This is a genomic window from Pseudomonas sp. SM4 (assembly GCF_051913165.1).
Taxonomy (GTDB): domain Bacteria; phylum Pseudomonadota; class Gammaproteobacteria; order Pseudomonadales; family Pseudomonadaceae; genus Aquipseudomonas.
The window spans coordinates 196693-215237 of record NZ_JBODOE010000003.1 but is presented as its reverse complement, the minus strand read 5'-3'; the positions used below and the strand labels follow the sequence as shown (position 1 = coordinate 215237).

Here is an 18545-nt window from a genome sequence, read left to right as displayed (position 1 = left end):
GCCACCTCAATCACTTCTTGTCGCGGCGCTTTTTGTCGGCTTTCTTGCTGTGCGACATCATCCGACGCTTCCTGTTGACCTGGCGGTCGGTCAGCGTGTTTTTGTTGCCTTCATACGGGTTCTCGCCGCCCTTGAACTCGATGCGGATCGGCGTACCGACCAGCTTCAGCACACGACGGTAAGTGTTCTCCAGATAGCGCACATACGACTTCGGCACTTTCTCGATCTGGTTACCGTGGATCACGATAATCGGCGGGTTAGCGCCACCCAAGTGAGCGTAACGCAGCTTGATTCGGCGGTTGTTGACCATCGGTGGTGCGTGCTCGCCCACCGCGTCTTCCAGAATCTGGGTCAGACGGTTGGTCGGCCAGCGGGTAACCGCCGACTTGAACGAGTTCTGCACCGAAGCGTAGAGGTTACCCACGCCGGTACCGTGCAGTGCCGAGATGAAGTGGATGTCGGCGTAATCAACGAAGAACAGACGACGCTGCAACTCGACCTTGACGAAGTCGCGCTCGCTCGGCGTCATGCCGTCCCACTTGTTGATCGCGATCACCAGCGCACGACCCGACTCGATGGCGAAGCCGAGCAGGTTGAGGTCGTGGTCGACCACACCTTCACGGGCGTCCATCACGAAGATCACCACGTTGGCGTCTTTGATCGCTTGCAGGGTTTTGACCACGGAGAATTTTTCGACTTCTTCGTGGATCTTGCCGCGCTTGCGCACACCGGCGGTGTCGATCAGCGTGTACTTCTCTTCATTACGCTCGAACGGAATGTAGATACTGTCACGCGTGGTGCCGGGTTGGTCATAAACGATAACCCGGTCTTCACCGAGCATACGGTTGACCAGAGTCGATTTGCCGACGTTCGGACGACCGATGATGGCGATCTTGATGCCGTCTTTTTCGCTTGGGCCAGGAATGCGCTTGGCTTCCTCACCTTCGGCAACGATTTCTTCTTCACCGTCTTCCGGCTCTTCTTCGTCTTTCGGGAAATCACCCAAGGCGATTTCCAGCATCTGGGTGATGCCACGGCCGTGAGCACCGGCGATCGGGATCGCGTGGCCCATGCCCAACGGAGCGAATTCAGCGCGGGCCATTTCCGGGTCGATGTTGTCGACCTTGTTGGCAACCACGTAGGAGCGCTTGTTACGTTTGCGCAGGTGTTCGGCGATCATCTGGTCGGCGGCGGTGAAACCGGCCTTGGCATCTACCAGGAACAGCACAACATCTGCTTCTTCAATGGCCAGCAGCGACTGCTCGGCCATTTTTTCGTCCATACCGTGCTCGTCACCGGAGATACCACCGGTGTCGACCAGAATGTAGGAACGCCCTTGCCACTTGGCCTCACCGTACTGGCGATCACGGGTCAGACCGGACAAGTCGCCGACGATGGCGTCGCGAGTCCTGGTCAGGCGGTTGAACAAGGTGGACTTGCCGACGTTCGGTCGGCCCACCAGGGCGATTACGGGAACCATGCGGCTCTCCACTTCGTTATTTCAGAAAATACAAAAGCCGCTGCGAGGCAGCGGCTGGTGCTCGGGGCAACGCCTGTTAGCGCTGCAAGCCCCATGAATTCGGGGCCGCCTGGGGGTTTAACCCCAAGCATAGTTGTTACTTGATGGTCAGGGCTTCCAGTTTGCCGCTGTTGCCATACACATAAATCGTGTCACCCACCACCAGCGGACGGGCACGCAGGCCGTCGCTGTCAATGCGCTCACGGCCGACGAAACGACCGTCAACCTGACTCAACAGGTGCAGATAACCTTCCAGGTCACCCACTGCCACGTAGCTGGAGAACACTTCCGGCGCCGACAGTTGACGGCGAGCCAGCGAATCGTTGCTCCACAATGCTGTGGTGGAACGTTCGTCGACGCCTTCAACAGTGCCCGAGGACAGGCTCACGTAAACGCTGCCGAAACCCTGAGCAATACCAGCGTAGCTCGACGCATCGCGCTGCCAGAGTTGACGACCGCTTTCCAGATCCAGTGCCGCGACGCGACCCTGATAGCTGGCAACGTACAGCGTACCGCCGGACAACAGCAGACCGCCGTCGATATCGACTACACGCTCCAGCTCCGAACGACCTTGCGGAATCGCAATGCGTTGTTCCCAAACCGGCACGCCGTTGGAAATGTCCAGAGCGACTACTTTACCGGTCGACAGGCCAGCCACCGCGAGGCGGTTGGTGACCAGCGGTGCACTGGTGCCACGCAGGGTCAGTACGGCCGGAGTGCTGTCATACACCCAACGCTGAGTACCGGTGGAAGCATCCAGACCGATCAGACGATCGTCCTGAGTCTGCACCACCACGACGTCACCGTTGTTGGCCGGTGGCGCAAGAACTTCGCTGTTGACGCGGGCACGCCACTTCTCTTCACCGTTGATGGTGTCCAGAGCAACGACTTCGCCACGCAGGGTGCCGATCAGAACCAGCCCATAACCAACGCCGACAGCGCCGGAGACAGGCAGATCAAGATCCTGCTTCCATTTCACATCGCCATTGCCGCGATCCATGGCCATCACCACGCCGGTTACATCAGCGGCGTAGATGGTGTCACCGTCGATCGCCGGCACCAGCATGTTGTAGGTTTCGCCCTGACCGTCACCGATCGAACGACTCCACTGCTTTTGCAGAACCACTTCTTCTTTGAAGTCGGTCAGTTCAGCCGGTGGCAATTCTTTCTTGCTGTTGCTGCTGCAACCCGCGGCCAGAAGGGCCAGAGCCAGCAATGCTGCATGCTTCCAACGGATCACGTCACGCATCCCCTTTGGCCAGGTCGTCGAGCTTGATTTGAAGGCCACCGACCGCCGCTTCATCCGACAGTGCCGCCTTGGCTTTTTGATACGCCTTGTTCGCGTCATCGGTACGGCCCAACTGCACCAGCAGGTCGCCCTTGAGTTCTTCGCGAGTGGCCAGGAACGCTTTGTCGGCATCACCGTCGAGCAGTTTCAGGGCGTCGTCGGCTTTGTTCTGTGCACCCAACACCTGCGCCAGACGCTGACGGGCGATTTCGCCCAGCGCCGGGTTGGCCGGTTTGTCGACGATGGCTTTCAGCTCGGTGGCGGCGTCATCCAGCTTGCCGCTGTCGACCGCCACTTTAGCCACGAACAGGCTGCCGTACTGCGCGTAGGCCGAACCGGCGAACTCGCTGTTGAGCTTGCCGGCCAGATCCGCAACGCGGGCAGCATCAGGCTTGCCGTCAGGCGTCAGCGTGGTTTCCAGCAATTGCTGATAGAGCACCGAGGCGCCTTGCGACTGGTTGCCCTGATATTTGTGATAAGCCTGCCAGCCGAACACGATGACCAGCGCCAACAGGCCGCCGGTGACCAGAGGTTTGCCGTTGCGTGTCCACCAGTCCTTCAAATCCGCCAACTGTTCGTCTTCGGTACTCGACACCCCAATACTCCTTAATCGCTAAATCGGCTGTTTAGACAGCTTCAACCCTGCACGACGCAGGTGGCCAGGTGAGCGGCGAGCGCATCCCAGGCAATGCTTTGTTGTTCGCCCTGGCCACGCAGGGGTTTGAAACCTACCACTTGCTGGGCCATTTCGTCGTCACCGAGGATCAGTGCGTACAGCGCACCGCTCTTGTCGGCCTTCTTGAACTGGCTCTTGAAGCTGCCGGCGCCGGCATTGACTTGCAGGCGCAGGTTTGGAAGTTGATCACGAACACGTTCAGCCAGGGCCAGCCCCGCCAGCTCGGCTTCTTCACCGAATGCGCAGAGGTAGACATCGACCTGACGGGAGATTTCTTCCGGGATCTGCTCAAGGGTTTCGAGCATCAACACCAGACGCTCGATGCCCATGGCGAAACCGACGCCAGTGGTTGGCTTGCCGCCCATCTGCTCGACCAGACCGTCGTAACGGCCACCCGCGCAGACAGTGCCCTGGGCGCCGAGCTTGTCGGTGACCCATTCGAAAACGGTTTTGCTGTAGTAGTCGAGGCCACGCACCAGCTTCGGATTGAGTACGTACGGAATGCCGACGGCATCCAGACGCGCTTTCAAACCTTCGAAGTGTGCACGCGACTCGTCATCGAGGTAGTCGGCCATCTTCGGCGCATCGACCAGCACCGCTTGAGTGTCGGCATTTTTCGTGTCGAGCACGCGCAGCGGGTTGGTTTTCAGGCGACGCTGGCTGTCTTCGTCAAGCTTGTCGTGGTGCGCCGAGAGGTACTCGACCAGCGCTTCACGATAACGCCCACGGGATTCGCTGGTGCCCAGACTGTTGAGCTCGAGTTTGACTGCATCACGAATGCCCAGCTCGCCCCACAGGCGCCAGGTCATGGTGATCAGCTCGGCGTCGATGTCCGGACCGTCGAGGTTGAACACTTCCAGACCGATCTGGTGGAACTGGCGATAACGGCCTTTCTGCGGACGCTCGTGGCGGAACATCGGGCCGATGTACCAGAGTTTCTGCACCTGGCCACCGCCGGTGATGCCGTGTTCAAGCACCGCACGCACGCACGCCGCGGTGCCTTCCGGACGCAGGGTCAGGGAGTCGCCGTTGCGGTCTTCAAAGGTGTACATCTCTTTTTCGACGATATCGGTCACTTCACCGATCGAGCGCTTGAACAGCTCGGTGAACTCGACGATCGGCATGCGGATCTGCTTGTAACCGTAGTTATCCAGCAGGCGCGCAACGGTGCCCTCGAAATAACGCCACAGGGGAGTCTGTTCGGGCAGGATGTCGTTCATGCCACGAATGGCTTGCAATGACTTGCTCACTTTAAATCCTTAAATTCGTTCGGCTCTTCAGTCAGGGTCAGCCGCGCGCAATTACGGCAGCGTCAGCTTCGACCTTTTCGGCCGCTTTCTGGCGGATCAGCCTTTCCAGCTCGTCCACCAGATTGTCATTCGTCAGTTTCTGCGCCGGCTTGCCGTCGATGTAAATCAGGTTGGGCGTGCCGCCGGTCAAGCCGATATGGGCTTCCTTGGCTTCGCCGGGGCCGTTGACCACACAACCGATCACCGCGACATCCAGCGGCACCAGCAGGTCTTCAAGGCGCCCTTCCAGCTCGTTCATGGTTTTCACCACATCGAAGTTCTGCCGCGAGCAGCTCGGGCAGGCGATGAAGTTGATGCCACGGGAACGCAGATGCAAAGACTTGAGGATGTCGTAACCGACCTTCACTTCCTCGACCGGATCGGCCGCCAGCGAGATGCGGATGGTATCGCCAATCCCTTCGGCGAGCAGCATACCTAGGCCCACGGCGGATTTCACTGTGCCCGAACGCAATCCACCGGCTTCGGTGATGCCCAGGTGCAGCGGCTGGACGATTTCTTTCGCCAGCAAGCGGTAGGCTTCGACGGCCATGAACACGTCAGAGGCTTTCACGCTGACCTTGAAGTCCTGGAAATTCAGGCGTTCGAGGTGCTCAACGTGGCGCAAAGCAGACTCGACCAGCGCGGCCGGGGTCGGCTCGCCGTATTTCTTTTGCAGGTCTTTTTCCAGGGAACCGGCGTTGACGCCGATGCGGATCGGAATGCCGCGATCACGCGCGGCATCGACCACAGCACGAACACGGTCTTCGCGACCGATGTTGCCCGGGTTGATGCGCAGGCAGTCGACGCCCAGTTCGGCTACACGCAGAGCGATTTTGTAGTCGAAGTGGATGTCGGCAACCAGTGGCACTTTGACCAGTTGTTTGATCTTGCCGAACGCCTCGGCGGCGTCCATGTCCGGCACCGAGACGCGAACGATGTCGACGCCAGCGGCTTCCAGACGGTTGATTTGCGCAACAGTGGCGGCAACGTCATTGGTGTCGCTGTTGGTCATGCTCTGCACCGCGATCGGCGCATCGCCGCCCACCGGTACGTTGCCGACCCAGATCTTGCGCGAAACGCGACGTTTGATTGGAGATTCGCCGTGCATGACTTATTGACCCAACTTCAGGCGAGCAGTCTCGCCACTGGTGAACGGAGCAACATCGACCGGCTGGCCGTTGTAGCTGACCTGCGCGCCACGGGCATAGCCCAGGCGTACGGCAAAAGGCGGCTTGCCGGCAACGGCCAGGCTGTCGCCTTTGCGCTTGAGACCACTGAACAATACTTTACCGCTGCCATCGGAGACTTGCGTCCAGCAGTCAGCGACAAATTGCACCGATACCTGGCCTTGGCCGGCAACCGGGGCTGCAGCAGGCGCGGCCGGTGCCACCGGGGCAGTCACGGTCGGAGCGGGCGTGCTCGGCACAGCAGGCGCCGGCGTGGCAGGCGAGGCAACCACGGGGGCAGGCGTATGAGCGGGAGCGGCTGGCGCTGCCGGAGCAACCGGTGCAGCAGGCGCAGACTCGGTGGCCGGAACGGCAGGCTCGGCACCCGTCGATTCCGCCGTGGTTTCGGCTTGCGGCAATGCCAGAGCGGTCGAGCCCTCGGTCTGGTTTTCCGCGACAGCCTGATCTTCCGGCTCGTCGATCGGGTGAATCTGGGTAGTGCCATCAGCCCCTTCGACTTCAACGTGCTCAGGCGCCAGAGACGTCAGGTCCTTGGTGCGCAGCGAGGTCTGATCCTGCCACCAGACGAAACCACCGCCGATGACCGCGATCAGCAACAACAGGCTGACGATACGTAAAATGGTGTGGGAAACCCGTACAGGCTCTTCGATACGGCCGAGGGCGTGGACGTTGCTGCCCTGCGAGTCGGTGCCGGTGGACTGGTCGAATTGCTGAACCAGAACGGTCTGGTCCATGCCGAGCAATTTGGCATAGGCGCGAATGTAACCGCGAGCGAAGGTATGCCCCGGCAGCTTGTCGAAAGCGCCGGCTTCAAGATTGCCCAGAGACGTCACGGTGAGGTTGAGCTTGAGGGCCACTTCGGCCAGCGACCAGCCATTGCTTTCGCGGGCCTGGCGCAGGGTCTCACCGGGGTTAACGCGATTCGCTGCTACAACTTCGGGATGCGCCGCTTTCATCATTGCTCCGACAGGTATTGCTGATATTCCGGCGTACCGGGATAGAGTCGTTTTAGTTGCAGGCCATAACTGGCGGCCTTGTCGCGATCTTCAAACACTTTTGCCAGCCGAACGCCGAGCAATAGACTACGTGCATTTTGTTCGGTAAGCAGGCTGAAACGGTCGTAATAGTCACGCGCGGGCACATAATGCCTGTCTTCGAAGGACAACTCAGCCATTTCCAGCAACGCACGTGGCTGTTGGCGGTTCAGACGCAGCGCCTTTTCCAGCTGTTGCTGTGCCAGATCACGCTGACCGAGCTTCGCTGCCGTCATGCCGAGGTTCTCGAACACACGCGAACGCTCAGGATACAGGGTATCGGCGGCGGCCTGTTCAAAACGCTCGTAGGCTTCTTTATAACGCTGTTCTTCGTAGAGGAAACTGCCGTAATTGTTGAGGATGCGCGCATCGGCAGGACGGGAGGACAAAGCCTTGCGGAAGTGTTCGTCGGCAAGTGCAGGCTCCATTTCAGACTGAAACACCAGCCCGAGGGCCGCGTTGGCATCCGGATCGGAACTGTCCAGTTCCAGGGCCTTTTTCAACGGCACCTTGGCCCGCTCGGTCATGCCTTGCTGCAAGTACCCCAGCCCCAACTGCACGTAGGCAGCCCGCGCTTCATCGCGGCCCTTGCTGGTCTTCATCGGGTTGTAATCACCCGACAGGACACAACCAGCACACAGGCTGGCCAACAGCAACAGCAGCGCAAAGCGCAGGGACATAGAGATCCTCTCTTAGTTAGTGTTCGCGGCGTTCTGTGCCAGATCGCTGTCGGCGTTCAACTCACGCACGGCGATATAACGTTCGCTGCGACGGGTGCGATCCAGCACCTGCCCTACCAATTGACCACATGCAGCGTCGATGTCTTCACCACGGGTGGTGCGGACAGTGACGTTGAAACCGGCCTGATGCAACTGATCCTGGAAACGACGGATCGCGTTGTTGCTCGGACGCTCGTACCCGGAATGAGGGAACGGGTTGAACGGAATCAGGTTGATCTTGCACGGAATGTTTTTCAGCAACTCGACCATCTCGACGGCGTGTTCAACCTTGTCGTTGATGTCTTTGAGCAAGGTGTACTCGATGGTCAGCACACGTTTTTCGCCCAGGGACGACATGTAGCGCTGGCACGACTCGAGCAGCATCTTAAGCGGATATTTCTTGTTGATCGGCACCAATTGGTTACGCAATGCGTCATTCGGTGCATGCAGGGACAACGCCAGGGAGACGTCGATGTGCTTGGCCAGCTCATCGATCATCGGCACCACGCCCGAGGTGGACAGGGTCACGCGGCGCTTGGAGATCCCGTAGCCGAGGTCATCCATCATCAGATGCATGGCGGCGACGACGTTGTCGAAGTTCAGCAGCGGCTCACCCATGCCCATCATCACCACGTTGGTGATGGCACGGTCGACGGTTGCCGGGACGCTGCCGAAAGATTTGTTGGCAATCCACACCTGACCGATGACTTCGGCGGCGGTGAGGTTGCTATTGAAGCCTTGCTTGCCGGTGGAGCAGAAACTGCAATCCAGGGCACAGCCTGCCTGGGACGAAACGCACAGAGTGCCGCGTTTGCCCTGGGGAATGTACACGGTCTCGACGCAGCTGCCGGACGCCACACGCACCACCCACTTACGGGTGCCGTCGGTGGAGATGTCCTCGCTGACCACTTCCGGACCACGGACCTCAGCAATAACCTTGAGCTTGTCGCGCAAGGCCTTGCTGACGTTCGTCATGGCGTCGAAATCATCGACACCAAAGTGGTGAATCCATTTCATTACCTGACCGGCACGGAAACGCTTCTCCCCGATTGAGTCGAAGAATTTTTCCATTTCCTGTTGAGTCAGACCCAGCAGGTTGGTTTTTACAGTCGATGTAGTCATGGATTCACCTTCACTCTTAAGCCAATGCTTAGCGAGTGGTTACTTCAGTAGCTGCGAAGAAGTACGAGATTTCACGAGCAGCTGCGGCTTCGGAGTCCGAACCGTGAACAGCGTTGGCGTCGATGGAATCAGCGAAGTCAGCGCGGATGGTGCCGGCAGCAGCTTCTTTAGGGTTGGTAGCGCCCATCAGCTCACGGTTCAGAGCGATAGCGTTTTCGCCTTCCAGAACCTGAACAACAACAGGACCGGAGATCATGAAAGCAACCAGGTCGCCGAAGAAACCACGAGCGCTGTGCTCAGCGTAGAAGCCTTCAGCTTCAGCTTTGGACAGTTGCTTCAGTTTCGAAGCTACAACGCGCAGGCCGGCTTTTTCGAAACGAGTGGTGATTTCGCCGATGACGTTTTTTGCAACAGCGTCAGGCTTGATGATGGAGAAAGTGCGTTGAACAGCCATGGTGTAACTCCAGAAACGGTAATTTGCGAAAAATTAAACCCGCGAATTATACGCGGGTTCTTGGGTATTGCCTAACCTGCGAGGACGATCAGTCCAATTCTTCAGCCCAGAGCGTCTGAACCGCTTCCAACACCTTCTCGCCAACTCGACCAGAGGTATTGTCAAAATCAGGCAGCTCTTTGATCCATTGCTGCAGATCGACGAAATTGACAGAAAACGGATCTACACCCGGCTTGGCCTCGGCCAGTTCTTCTGCAATACGTTGAACATCATTCCAACCGTAGCTCATGACAGTCTTACCAGTCAGTGCGGCGCTTCAGCCGCATGGTTAAGCGAATATTTCGGAATCTCGACGGTGATGTCTTCTTCACCGACGATGGCCTGACAGGCCAGGCGCGATTGCGCTTCCAGGCCCCAGGCACGATCGAGGAAGTCTTCTTCCAGCTCGTCAGCCTCTTCCATCGAGTCGAAACCCTCACGGATGATGCAGTGGCAGGTGGTGCAAGCGCAGACGCCGCCGCAGGCGCTTTCCATCTCGATGTGGTGTTCGTGAGCCAGTTCGAGAATCGATGTGCCGGGCGCAGCATCGACCACCATGCCTTCAGGGCAGAACTTCTCGTGGGGCAGAAAAATGACCTGCGGCATCAGATATCCTCGATTTCATTCAGATTGCGCCCCGACAGAGCGGCTTTCACCGTCAGATCCATGCGGCGGGCAGCAAAAGCATCGGTCACTTGCGACAGACGCTTGGTCTGCTGCTCGATGGCATAACCATCGGTACCTTTCATCAGTTCGGCCAATTCCTGCAACTGCAGGTCGATGACCATGCGCTCTTCGGCGTCGAGCAAACGCTCGCCATCAGCCTCCAGAGCGCCCTGCACCGCTTCGATCAGGCGCTGGGCATCGACTTGTTGCTCGCGTAGAACGCGGGCGACTTTATCGTCATTGGCGTGCTGGAACGAATCTTTGAGCATTTTGGCGATTTCGCCGTCGGTCAGACCGTAGGACGGTTTGACCTGGATGCTCGCTTCAACGCCTGAACCCAATTCACGGGCAGCAACGCTGAGCAGACCGTCGGCATCGACCTGGAAGGTCACGCGAATCTTCGCTGCGCCGGCCACCATCGCTGGAATGCCACGCAATTCGAAGCGCGCCAGCGAACGGCAGTCACTGATCAGCTCGCGCTCACCCTGCAGAACGTGGATCGCCATGGCCGACTGGCCATCTTTGTAGGTCGTGAAATCTTGTGCGCGAGCGACGGGGATGGTGGTGTTGCGCGGAATCACCTTCTCCATCAGGCCACCCATGGTTTCCAGCCCCAGGGACAGCGGAATCACGTCGAGCAGCAACAGTTCGCCGCCATCGCGCTTGTTGCCCGCCAGGGTATCGGCCTGGATCGCGGCACCGATGGCCACCACTTGATCCGGGTCGATTTCGGTCAGAGGCTGACGACCGAAGGCTTCGGCAACAGCTTCGCGAACACGCGGCACGCGAGTCGAACCGCCAACCATGACCACGGCGTGCACATCTTCCAGCTCTACACCGGAATCACGAACAGCGCGGCGGCAGGCTTTCAGGCTGCGCGCGACCATTGGCTCGATCAGCGCATCAAAGGCTTCGCGGGTCAGCGGCGCTTTCCAGTCGCCGTAGGCCACCTCAACGCTGGCCGAGTCGGTCAGGGCTTCTTTGGCCGCGCAGGCGGTTTGCAGCAGATTACGTTGTGCGCCCGGATCGAGATCGGCGGACAGACCGGCGCTCTCGATGATCCAGCCGGCAATCGCGTGATCGAAGTCATCGCCGCCCAGCGCGCTGTCGCCGCCAGTGGCCAGCACTTCGAAAACACCGCCAGTCAGACGCAGAATCGAAATATCGAAAGTACCGCCGCCCAGGTCATAAATCGCGACCAGGCCTTCGGCATGCTGATCCAGACCATACGCCACAGCGGCCGCAGTCGGCTCGTTGAGCAGACGCAGCACGTTCAGACCGGCGAGTTTGGCCGCATCTTTGGTGGCTTGACGCTGAGCATCATCGAAGTAAGCCGGAACGGTGATCACCGCGCCAACCAGTTCGCCACCCAACGTCGCTTCAGCGCGCTGACGCAGCACCTTGAGGATATCGGCGGAGACTTCGACCGGGCTTTTCGGCCCCTGCACAGTATCGATGAACGGCATGTGCGATTCGCCACCGACAAAGCGGTACGGCAGTTGGTCGCCCAATTGCTTGACGTCGGACAGGCCACGACCCATCAAGCGCTTGACCGACAGCACAGTGTTCAAAGGATCGGAGGCGGCAGCCAGTTTGGCCGACTCACCGACTTCGACGCGATCGGCGTGGTAACGCACAGCGGACGGCAGGATGACCTGCCCGTTTGCGTCGGCCAACGGTTCGGAAAGACCACTGCGCAACGCAGCGACCAGCGAATTGGTAGTGCCCAAGTCGATCCCCACAGCCAGACGACGCTGGTGCGGTTGAGGACTTTGGCCGGGTTCGGCGATCTGCAGTAGGGCCATCGTGATCAGGACTTATCTGTATATCAGGCGTGCGACCGGAGCGGCACTGGGTTAATCGTCGAGGCGCTCTTCTAACTGGCGCACTTCGTAGGTGAGCTTGTCGAGGAACTGCATACGCCGCATCAGGCGTTCGGCCTGTTCGCGTTGCGCTGCATCATCCCAACAGGCTGCGAAGCTTTCGTTGAGTTCTTCCTGAGCCACTTTCAAGCGACGCTTGAACACCGCGACACCGTCGAGGTCGGCACTGTCCTGGAGGTCCTCAAGCTCTTCGCGCCACTGCATCTGCTGCAGAAGAAACTCGGGATCATGGACCGTGACTTCCATCGGCACTTCATGCCCGCTGATGGTCAGCAGGTAGCGTGCACGCTGGGCCGGACTCTTGAGCGTCTGATAGGCGTCGTTGAGCCGAGCAGACTGCTCAAGTGCCGACCGCTGCTCACGCTCGGAAGCGTCGGCAAAGCGGTCAGGATGAACGCCGCGCGCCAACTCACGATAGCGCGTGGCCAACTGCTCGAGATCCAGACGGAAACTCGGTTGCAGCTCGAATAAAGCGAAATGACAAGGAATACCCACGACAAGCCTCAGATGTTGAAGCTTTCGCCGCAGCCACACTCACCGCGTACGTTGGGGTTGTTGAACTTGAAGCCTTCGTTCAACCCTTCCTTGACGAAATCGAGCTCGGTGCCGTCCAGGTAGGCGAGGCTTTTCGGGTCGATGATCACTTTTTCGCCGTGACTCTCGAACACCTGATCCTCTGCAACCACCTCGTCGACAAACTCCAGCACGTAGGCAAGGCCGGAACAGCCTGTGGTGCGAACACCCAGACGAATCCCTTCACCTTTGCCGCGCCCGTCGAGGGAGCGCCGCACGTGTCGAGCAGCCGCTTCTGTCATGCTGATAGCCATCGGTGACTCCTTACTCGTCGCCAAATCCAGAAAGTCAGATCAAGCCTTTCTTCTGCTTGTAATCGCGAACAGCCGCTTTGATAGCGTCTTCAGCCAGTACCGAGCAGTGAATTTTCACTGGCGGCAGGGCCAGTTCTTCGGCCAGCTGAGTGTTCTTGATGGTTTCTGCTTCGTCCAGGGTCTTGCCCTTCATCCACTCGGTAGCGAGGGAGCTGGAAGCGATAGCGGAACCGCAGCCGTAGGTCTTGAACTTGGCATCTTCGATGATGCCAGCGTCGTTGACCTTGATTTGCAGACGCATCACGTCGCCGCATGCCGGAGCGCCGACCATGCCGGTGCCGACATCAGGATCTTCCGCGTTCATCTTGCCGACGTTGCGCGGGTTTTCGTAGTGGTCGATGACCTTTTCGCTGTAAGCCATGATTCTTAATCCTCACTCATCAGGGCCGCTCTTGAGACCCTGCAACTGCGCTGCGTAAACCGCCGCGTCGCTACAGGATCTGTATCCGGCGGCTTCTATATTTAGTGTGCCGCCCACTCGATTTTCGAGATATCGACGCCGTCTTTGTACATGTCCCACAGCGGCGACAAAGCGCGCAGCTTGGTAACGGCCTCGCAGACTTTCTGCGCGGCGTAGTCGATTTCTTCTTCGGTGGTGAAACGGCCGAAGGTGAAGCGGATCGAGCTGTGTGCCAGTTCGTCGTTGCGGCCCAGGGCGCGCAGTACGTACGAAGGCTCCAGCGACGCCGAGGTGCACGCCGAACCGGACGATACCGCCAGATCCTTGAGCGCCATGATCAGCGACTCGCCTTCAACGTAGTTGAAGCTCAGGTTCAGGTTGTGCGGAACGCGGGCGGTCAGGCTGCCGTTGACGTACAGCTCTTCAAGATGCTCGACCTGCTTGTAGAAGCGGTCGCTCAAGGCTTTGATACGGACGTTTTCGGCAGCCATGTCTTCTTTGGCCACACGGAACGCTTCGCCCATGCCGACGATCTGGTGGGTCGCCAGGGTGCCGGAACGCATGCCACGCTCGTGACCGCCGCCGTGCATGGTCGCTTCAATGCGCACACGCGGCTTGCGGCTGACGTACAGCGCGCCGATGCCTTTAGGGCCGTAGGTTTTGTGGGCGGAGAACGACATCATGTCGACTTTCAGTTTCTGCAGGTCGATCTCGACCTTGCCAGTGGACTGAGCGGCGTCGACGTGGAACAGAATGCCCTTGGCGCGGAGCATTTCGCCGATCGCGGCGATGTCGTTAACGGTGCCGATTTCGTTGTTCACGTGCATCACGGAGACCAGGATGGTGTCTTCGCGCAGTGCCGCTTCAATCATGGCCGGAGTGATCAGACCGTCTTCAGTAGGCTCGAGGTAGGTCACTTCGAAACCTTCACGCTCCAGTTGGCGCATGGTGTCGAGGACAGCCTTGTGCTCAATCTTGGAGGTGATCAGGTGCTTGCCCTTGGAGCCATAGAAATGTGCCGCACCCTTGATTGCCAGGTTGTCGGACTCAGTGGCACCGGAGGTCCAGACGATTTCGCGCGGATCGGCGTTGACCAGATCGGCCACCTGACGACGAGCGTTTTCGACGGACTCTTCAGCTTTCCAGCCGAATACGTGGGAACGGGAAGCCGGGTTACCGAAGTTTCCGTCGACCAGCAGGCATTCACTCATTTTTTGCGCGACACGCGGATCAACCGGGGTGGTCGCAGAGTAATCAAGGTAAATCGGCAATTTCATGGACTATCTCCTAAATCAGGGCTGGCGTGCCGCTAGCTCTCTGGCTGTCATTCGACGGCGGACGCTTCAATCTTGTCCAGGCGTGGCGCCTTGCTGTTGCAACGGCGCTGGTCCTGACGCTGGGCTACTTCTTGCACCTCACGGCGAGTCACAAGATCAGCCAAGCTGATACCACTTAGAAATTCGTGAATCTGCAGGCTCAAATCGCACCACAGATGGTGAGTCAGGCACGTGTCGCCGGAATGGCAATCGCCCTGGCCCTGGCATTTTGTGGCATCGACCGATTCGTTTACCGCATCGATCACCTGGGCGACCTGGATGCCCTGCATGTCGCGGGACAACTGGTAGCCACCACCCGGGCCGCGAACACTGGAAACCAGGTTGCTGCGGCGCAGCTTGGCGAACAGCTGTTCGAGGTAGGACAGGGAGATGCCTTGGCGCTCGGAGATATCGGCCAGGGACACGGGCCCGTGCTGCGCGTGCAACGCCAGGTCAAGCATGGCGGTCACGGCGTATCGGCCTTTTGTAGTCAGTCGCATGGACAGTTACCACGGAGTTCAGAATGGGGCGAGTATGCAATTCCCGAGTATTTAAGTCAACTTTAAGACCTAGTACTTTAGTCAGGATTACCCGCAAAAGAGCGCGCGAATGATAGCAGGGTCTGCGGCCTAATGGCACACCGGCCGGCGCAAGCCTCTGTAGGAGCTGCCGCAGGCTGCGATCTTTTGATCTTATGGAAAGCAAAGTCAAAAGATCGCAGCCTTCGGCAGCTCCTACAGGGGCGCTAGCTGGCTTTGGATTCGTCTTTGCCTTTGACGCAGGCGAAGTCTTCTTCGCGCAGCTCAGGCAGATCTTTCGCACAGTAATTGCTGCCCAGATCCTTCAACGCGCCGCACATGCCTTCCAGCCGTCCGTCCACCGCTTGCAGGTGATCAAGCAACTGACCGATGGCGCGCGCCACCGGGTCGGGCATGTCTTCGCTGACGCCGTAGGCATCAAAACCGATCTTCTCGGCCATGGCCTTGCGCTTGGCATCCTGCTCTTCGTCGGATTTGACGATGATTCGCCCCGGAATCCCCACAACAGTGGCGCCCGGCGGCACTTCTTTGGTCACCACGGCGTTGGAGCCAACCTTGGCACCTGCACCGACGGTGAATGGGCCGAGCACCTTGGCGCCCGCCCCCACGACAACACCGTCACCCAGCGTCGGGTGGCGCTTGCCTTTGTTCCAACTGGTGCCACCCAGGGTCACGCCCTGATAGATCGTCACGTCATCACCGATCTCGGCGGTTTCACCGATGACGATGCCCATGCCGTGGTCAATAAAGAAGCGTCGACCGACTTTGGCCCCAGGATGAATTTCGATCCCGGTCAACCAGCGACCGAAGTTCGACACCAGCCGCGCCAGCCATTTCAGCTCGTTGCGCCACAGCATGCCGGCCAAGCGATGGATCCAGATCGCATGCATGCCGGGGTAGCAGGTCAGGACTTCAAAAGCGTTACGCGCCGCCGGGTCTCGATGGAACACGCTCTGGATATCTTCACGCAAACGCTCAAACATTGTTTAGTCCTTCCGCTTTAGAAGCTCACCACGGGCCGCTTTTTGGGTTTCCGTGAGGATGCCACGCAAAATATTCATTTCCGCCCGGCTGACCGAGCTGCGTCCGTACAACCGGCGCAGGCGCGCCATCAAGTGCCGTGGTTTTTCCGGATCGAGGAATTCGATCGCGACCAGCGTTTGCTCCAAGTGCTCATAAAAGCGCTCCAGCTCATCCATGGTCGCCAGCTCGGCGCTTTTCACCGAAGCCACTTCTTCTTTCTCGATCTTGCTCGGCTGACCTTGTGCAGCCAGCCAGGCCATGCGCACTTCATAGCTCAACACCTGCACCGCCGCCCCAAGGTTCAGTGAACTGAACTCAGGATCGGAGGGGATGTGCACGTGAAAGTGACATCGCTGCAACTCGTCATTGGTTAGGCCAGAGTCTTCACGACCAAATACCAAAGCGATCTCTGCGCCCTGCCCGGCCTCCTCGACCACTTTGGTGCCGCATTCGCGCGGATCCAGTAGCGGCCAGGGGATTCGGCGGTCACGGGCACTGGTGCCGAGCACCAGATTGCAGCCGACCAAGGCGTCTTCCAGGGTGGCGACGACTTGCGCATTTTCAAGGATGTCGCCGGCACCGGAGGCGCGAGCATCGGCCTCGTGGTGCGGAAACAGGCGCGGTTCGACCAGCACCAAGCGCGACAGACCCATGTTTTTCATGGCGCGCGCGGCCCCGCCGATGTTGCCGGGGTGGCTGGTATTGACCAGGACGACACGAATGTTCTGCAGCAAGGGAGGCGCTCTCGGACACAGGAAAGGGGTGCAAATCTTACAGAACAGCCTACCGTTAAGCTATGAAAGCGAACAGCGTCCTTCACCTGAAGAAAAGTTCTGATAGAATGCGCGGCTTTCTTTAACAACCTTAGGTGACACATCCATGCAGCCCATGCTGAATATCGCGCTGCGCGCCGCCCGCAGCGCCAGTGAACTGATCTTCCGCTCCATCGAGCGCCTGGATACCATCAAGGTCGACGAAAAAGACGCCAAGGATTATGTATCCGAGGTCGATCGCGCCGCTGAACAGAAAATCATCGACGCGCTGCGCAAGGCTTACCCGAACCACTCGATCCGCGGTGAAGAGACTGGCATGCACGCCGGTACCGGCATCGAGGGCGAAGAGTACCTGTGGATCATCGATCCGCTGGACGGCACCACCAACTTCCTGCGCGGCATTCCTCACTTCGCTGTCAGCATTGCCTGCAAATACCGTGGTCGCCTGGAACACGCAGTGGTTCTGGACCCGGTTCGCCAGGAAGAATTCACCGCCAGCCGTGGTCGCGGCGCTCAATTGAACGGTCGTCGTCTGCGCGTCAGCGGTCGTACTAGCCTCGACGGCGCACTGCTGGGCACAGGCTTCCCGTTCCGTGACGACCAGATGGACAACCTGGAAAACTACTTGGGCATGTTCCGCGCCCTGGTTGGCCAGACTGCCGGCATCCGCCGCGCCGGTTCGGCGAGCCTGGACCTGGCTTACGTAGCTGCCGGTCGTTTCGATGCATTCTGGGAGTCGGGCCTGTCCGAGTGGGACATGGCTGCAGGCGCCCTGCTGATTCAAGAAGCCGGCGGCCTGGTGAGCGACTTCACCGGCGGTCACGACTTCCTTGAAAAAGGCCACATCGTTGCCGGCAACACCAAATGCTTCAAGGCAGTTCTGACGGCGATCCAGCCGCACCTGCCGGCTTCGCTGAAGCGCTAAGCGTTACGCGAAACGAAAAAAGCGTCCTTCGGGGCGCTTTTTTTATGCCTGAATTTTACACCCACCCCCTGTAGGAGCTGCCGAAGGCTGCGATCTTTTGATCTTGGTTTTTAAAAGACAAAGATCAAAAGATCGCAGCCTTCGGCAGCTCCTACATTGGGAATAGGTTTCATGCGGGTACAAAAAAGCACCCCGCAGGGTGCTTCTTGTTAAAACAGTCGGTCTTTATTGACCCGGCTCATTCTGCGACAGAATCAACTTGCCTTCCTTGTCGACCGGAATCTGGTTGCCCGGATCACGATCCATGCGCACCTTGCCTTCCTTGCCGTCCAGCGAGTAACGCACGTCGTAACCAACGACCTTGTCGCTGATGTCATTCACGGTGTTACAGCGAGTCTGGGTGGTGGTGTAGGTGTCGCGATTCTGCATGCCTTCCTGCACTTTGTTACCGGCATAACCACCACCGACTGCACCAGCGACCGTGGCAATCTTCTTGCCGGTACCGCCGCCGACCTGGTTACCCAGCAAACCACCGGCTACCGCACCAATGGCGGTGCCGAGAATCTGGTGTTGATCCTTGACCGGCGCCTGGCGGGTCACGGCTACATCCTTGCACACTTCACGTGGCGTCTTGATCTGTGTTTTAACCGGTTCAACGGCCAACACTTGCGCATACTCAGGGCCGCTTTTAACCAGGCTGTAGGTGGCAACAGCACCCCCGGCAGTCACACCGACAGCACCCAATACCGCACCAACCAGCAACGACTTGTTCACATGAACCTCCTGACCATCACATGCGGGACACG

21 protein-coding genes are annotated in these 18545 nt (G+C 58.9%); 1 reads left to right on the top strand and 20 read right to left on the bottom strand.

The features are described 5' to 3' along the window. Positions 1–10 precede the first annotated feature (10 nt). The 19 genes from der to trmJ form a co-directional block, all read right to left on the bottom strand. A complete protein-coding gene (gene der / locus ACQ4MY_RS06690) occupies positions 11–1480 on the bottom strand; it encodes a ribosome biogenesis GTPase Der (RefSeq protein WP_008084638.1) in 1470 nt (489 codons plus the stop codon). Positions 1481–1616: 136 nt separating this feature from the next. After that, the gene (gene bamB / locus ACQ4MY_RS06685; RefSeq protein WP_045123217.1) at positions 1617–2768 is read right to left on the bottom strand and encodes an outer membrane protein assembly factor BamB; all 1152 of its coding nucleotides are present in this window, start codon (positions 2766–2768) and stop codon (positions 1617–1619) included. Further along, positions 2761–3402, bottom strand: a complete 642-nt coding sequence (locus tag ACQ4MY_RS06680; protein ID WP_008084642.1) for a YfgM family protein — start codon at positions 3400–3402, stop codon at positions 2761–2763. Before ACQ4MY_RS06680 ends, bamB begins: the two co-directional genes overlap by 8 nt. Positions 3403–3443: 41 nt before the next feature. Next, positions 3444–4733, bottom strand: coding sequence for a histidine--tRNA ligase (gene hisS / locus ACQ4MY_RS06675; RefSeq protein WP_016984369.1), 1290 nt, complete (start codon positions 4731–4733; stop codon positions 3444–3446). Between the two features lie 37 nt (positions 4734–4770). After that, complete coding sequence (gene ispG, locus ACQ4MY_RS06670) at positions 4771–5880, bottom strand: flavodoxin-dependent (E)-4-hydroxy-3-methylbut-2-enyl-diphosphate synthase (protein WP_008084646.1); 1110 nt, start codon at positions 5878–5880, stop codon at positions 4771–4773. A 3-nt stretch (positions 5881–5883) separates the two neighbouring features. Continuing rightward, complete coding sequence (locus tag ACQ4MY_RS06665) at positions 5884–6915, bottom strand: RodZ domain-containing protein (RefSeq protein ID WP_008084649.1); 1032 nt, start codon at positions 6913–6915, stop codon at positions 5884–5886. After that, positions 6915–7673, bottom strand: coding sequence for a type IV pilus biogenesis/stability protein PilW (gene pilW, locus ACQ4MY_RS06660; RefSeq protein WP_008084650.1), 759 nt, complete (start codon positions 7671–7673; stop codon positions 6915–6917). Before pilW ends, ACQ4MY_RS06665 begins: the two co-directional genes overlap by 1 nt. Positions 7674–7685: 12 nt before the next feature. Next, complete coding sequence (gene rlmN, locus ACQ4MY_RS06655) at positions 7686–8834, bottom strand: 23S rRNA (adenine(2503)-C(2))-methyltransferase RlmN (protein WP_008084652.1); 1149 nt, start codon at positions 8832–8834, stop codon at positions 7686–7688. Between the two features lie 28 nt (positions 8835–8862). Further along, positions 8863–9288, bottom strand: coding sequence for a nucleoside-diphosphate kinase (gene ndk / locus ACQ4MY_RS06650; protein ID WP_007916882.1), 426 nt, complete (start codon positions 9286–9288; stop codon positions 8863–8865). Positions 9289–9376: 88 nt separating this feature from the next. Next, positions 9377–9577: a Fe-S cluster assembly protein IscX gene (iscX, locus tag ACQ4MY_RS06645; protein WP_008084655.1), complete on the bottom strand. Its 201-nt coding sequence runs from the start codon at positions 9575–9577 to the stop codon at positions 9377–9379. Positions 9578–9591: 14 nt separating this feature from the next. Continuing rightward, a complete protein-coding gene (gene fdx, locus ACQ4MY_RS06640; RefSeq protein ID WP_064392064.1) occupies positions 9592–9933 on the bottom strand; it encodes an ISC system 2Fe-2S type ferredoxin in 342 nt (113 codons plus the stop codon). Next, on the bottom strand, positions 9933–11798 hold the full coding sequence (gene hscA, locus ACQ4MY_RS06635) for a Fe-S protein assembly chaperone HscA (protein WP_008084658.1): 1866 nt from the start codon (positions 11796–11798) through the stop codon (positions 9933–9935). Before hscA ends, fdx begins: the two co-directional genes overlap by 1 nt. Before the next feature lie 51 nt (positions 11799–11849). After that, complete coding sequence (gene hscB, locus ACQ4MY_RS06630; protein WP_008084660.1) at positions 11850–12371, bottom strand: co-chaperone HscB; 522 nt, start codon at positions 12369–12371, stop codon at positions 11850–11852. A gap of 8 nt (positions 12372–12379) precedes the next feature. Then, on the bottom strand, positions 12380–12703 hold the full coding sequence (iscA, locus tag ACQ4MY_RS06625; RefSeq protein WP_003227904.1) for an iron-sulfur cluster assembly protein IscA: 324 nt from the start codon (positions 12701–12703) through the stop codon (positions 12380–12382). A 34-nt stretch (positions 12704–12737) separates the two neighbouring features. After that, a complete protein-coding gene (iscU, locus tag ACQ4MY_RS06620; protein ID WP_007916892.1) occupies positions 12738–13124 on the bottom strand; it encodes a Fe-S cluster assembly scaffold IscU in 387 nt (128 codons plus the stop codon). A gap of 101 nt (positions 13125–13225) precedes the next feature. Then, complete coding sequence (locus tag ACQ4MY_RS06615) at positions 13226–14440, bottom strand: IscS subfamily cysteine desulfurase (RefSeq protein ID WP_008084662.1); 1215 nt, start codon at positions 14438–14440, stop codon at positions 13226–13228. Positions 14441–14487: 47 nt separating this feature from the next. Further along, positions 14488–14979 (bottom strand): Fe-S cluster assembly transcriptional regulator IscR, encoded by a 492-nt coding sequence (iscR, locus tag ACQ4MY_RS06610; RefSeq protein WP_003227911.1) that lies wholly within the window; start codon positions 14977–14979, stop codon positions 14488–14490. Between the two features lie 245 nt (positions 14980–15224). Next, entirely contained in the window at positions 15225–16001 is a 777-nt protein-coding gene (gene cysE, locus ACQ4MY_RS06605; protein ID WP_007916901.1) for a serine O-acetyltransferase, read from the bottom strand. A gap of 3 nt (positions 16002–16004) precedes the next feature. Next, positions 16005–16775 (bottom strand): tRNA (cytosine(32)/uridine(32)-2'-O)-methyltransferase TrmJ, encoded by a 771-nt coding sequence (gene trmJ / locus ACQ4MY_RS06600; protein WP_008084663.1) that lies wholly within the window; start codon positions 16773–16775, stop codon positions 16005–16007. Positions 16776–16920: 145 nt separating this feature from the next. Between trmJ and suhB the strand changes: the two genes are divergently transcribed. Next, positions 16921–17739: a type III secretion system regulator SuhB gene (gene suhB / locus ACQ4MY_RS06595; protein WP_008084666.1), complete on the top strand. Its 819-nt coding sequence runs from the start codon at positions 16921–16923 to the stop codon at positions 17737–17739. 225 nt (positions 17740–17964) lie between these two features. Here the strand turns inward: suhB and ACQ4MY_RS06590 are convergent, their stop codons facing one another. After that, on the bottom strand, positions 17965–18513 hold the full coding sequence (locus ACQ4MY_RS06590) for a glycine zipper 2TM domain-containing protein (RefSeq protein WP_008084667.1): 549 nt from the start codon (positions 18511–18513) through the stop codon (positions 17965–17967). Positions 18514–18545: the final 32 nt, after the last annotated feature.

Coding starts and splice junctions, on each gene's coding strand:
- bamB (WP_045123217.1), bottom strand. CDS start 2,768: ATGCGTGACGTGATCCGTTGGAAGCATGCAGCATTGCTGGCTCTGGCC.
- iscU (WP_007916892.1), bottom strand. CDS start 13,124: ATGGCTTACAGCGAAAAGGTCATCGACCACTACGAAAACCCGCGCAAC.
- iscA (WP_003227904.1), bottom strand. CDS start 12,703: ATGGCTATCAGCATGACAGAAGCGGCTGCTCGACACGTGCGGCGCTCC.
- der (WP_008084638.1), bottom strand. CDS start 1,480: ATGGTTCCCGTAATCGCCCTGGTGGGCCGACCGAACGTCGGCAAGTCC.
- suhB (WP_008084666.1), top strand. CDS start 16,921: ATGCAGCCCATGCTGAATATCGCGCTGCGCGCCGCCCGCAGCGCCAGT.
- pilW (WP_008084650.1), bottom strand. CDS start 7,673: ATGTCCCTGCGCTTTGCGCTGCTGTTGCTGTTGGCCAGCCTGTGTGCT.
- cysE (WP_007916901.1), bottom strand. CDS start 16,001: ATGTTTGAGCGTTTGCGTGAAGATATCCAGAGCGTGTTCCATCGAGAC.
- ndk (WP_007916882.1), bottom strand. CDS start 9,288: ATGGCTGTTCAACGCACTTTCTCCATCATCAAGCCTGACGCTGTTGCA.
- iscR (WP_003227911.1), bottom strand. CDS start 14,979: ATGCGACTGACTACAAAAGGCCGATACGCCGTGACCGCCATGCTTGAC.
- rlmN (WP_008084652.1), bottom strand. CDS start 8,834: ATGACTACATCGACTGTAAAAACCAACCTGCTGGGTCTGACTCAACAG.
- ACQ4MY_RS06665 (WP_008084649.1), bottom strand. CDS start 6,915: ATGAAAGCGGCGCATCCCGAAGTTGTAGCAGCGAATCGCGTTAACCCC.
- iscX (WP_008084655.1), bottom strand. CDS start 9,577: ATGAGCTACGGTTGGAATGATGTTCAACGTATTGCAGAAGAACTGGCC.
- ispG (WP_008084646.1), bottom strand. CDS start 5,880: ATGCACGGCGAATCTCCAATCAAACGTCGCGTTTCGCGCAAGATCTGG.
- ACQ4MY_RS06615 (WP_008084662.1), bottom strand. CDS start 14,440: ATGAAATTGCCGATTTACCTTGATTACTCTGCGACCACCCCGGTTGAT.
- fdx (WP_064392064.1), bottom strand. CDS start 9,933: ATGCCGCAGGTCATTTTTCTGCCCCACGAGAAGTTCTGCCCTGAAGGC.
- hscA (WP_008084658.1), bottom strand. CDS start 11,798: ATGGCCCTACTGCAGATCGCCGAACCCGGCCAAAGTCCTCAACCGCAC.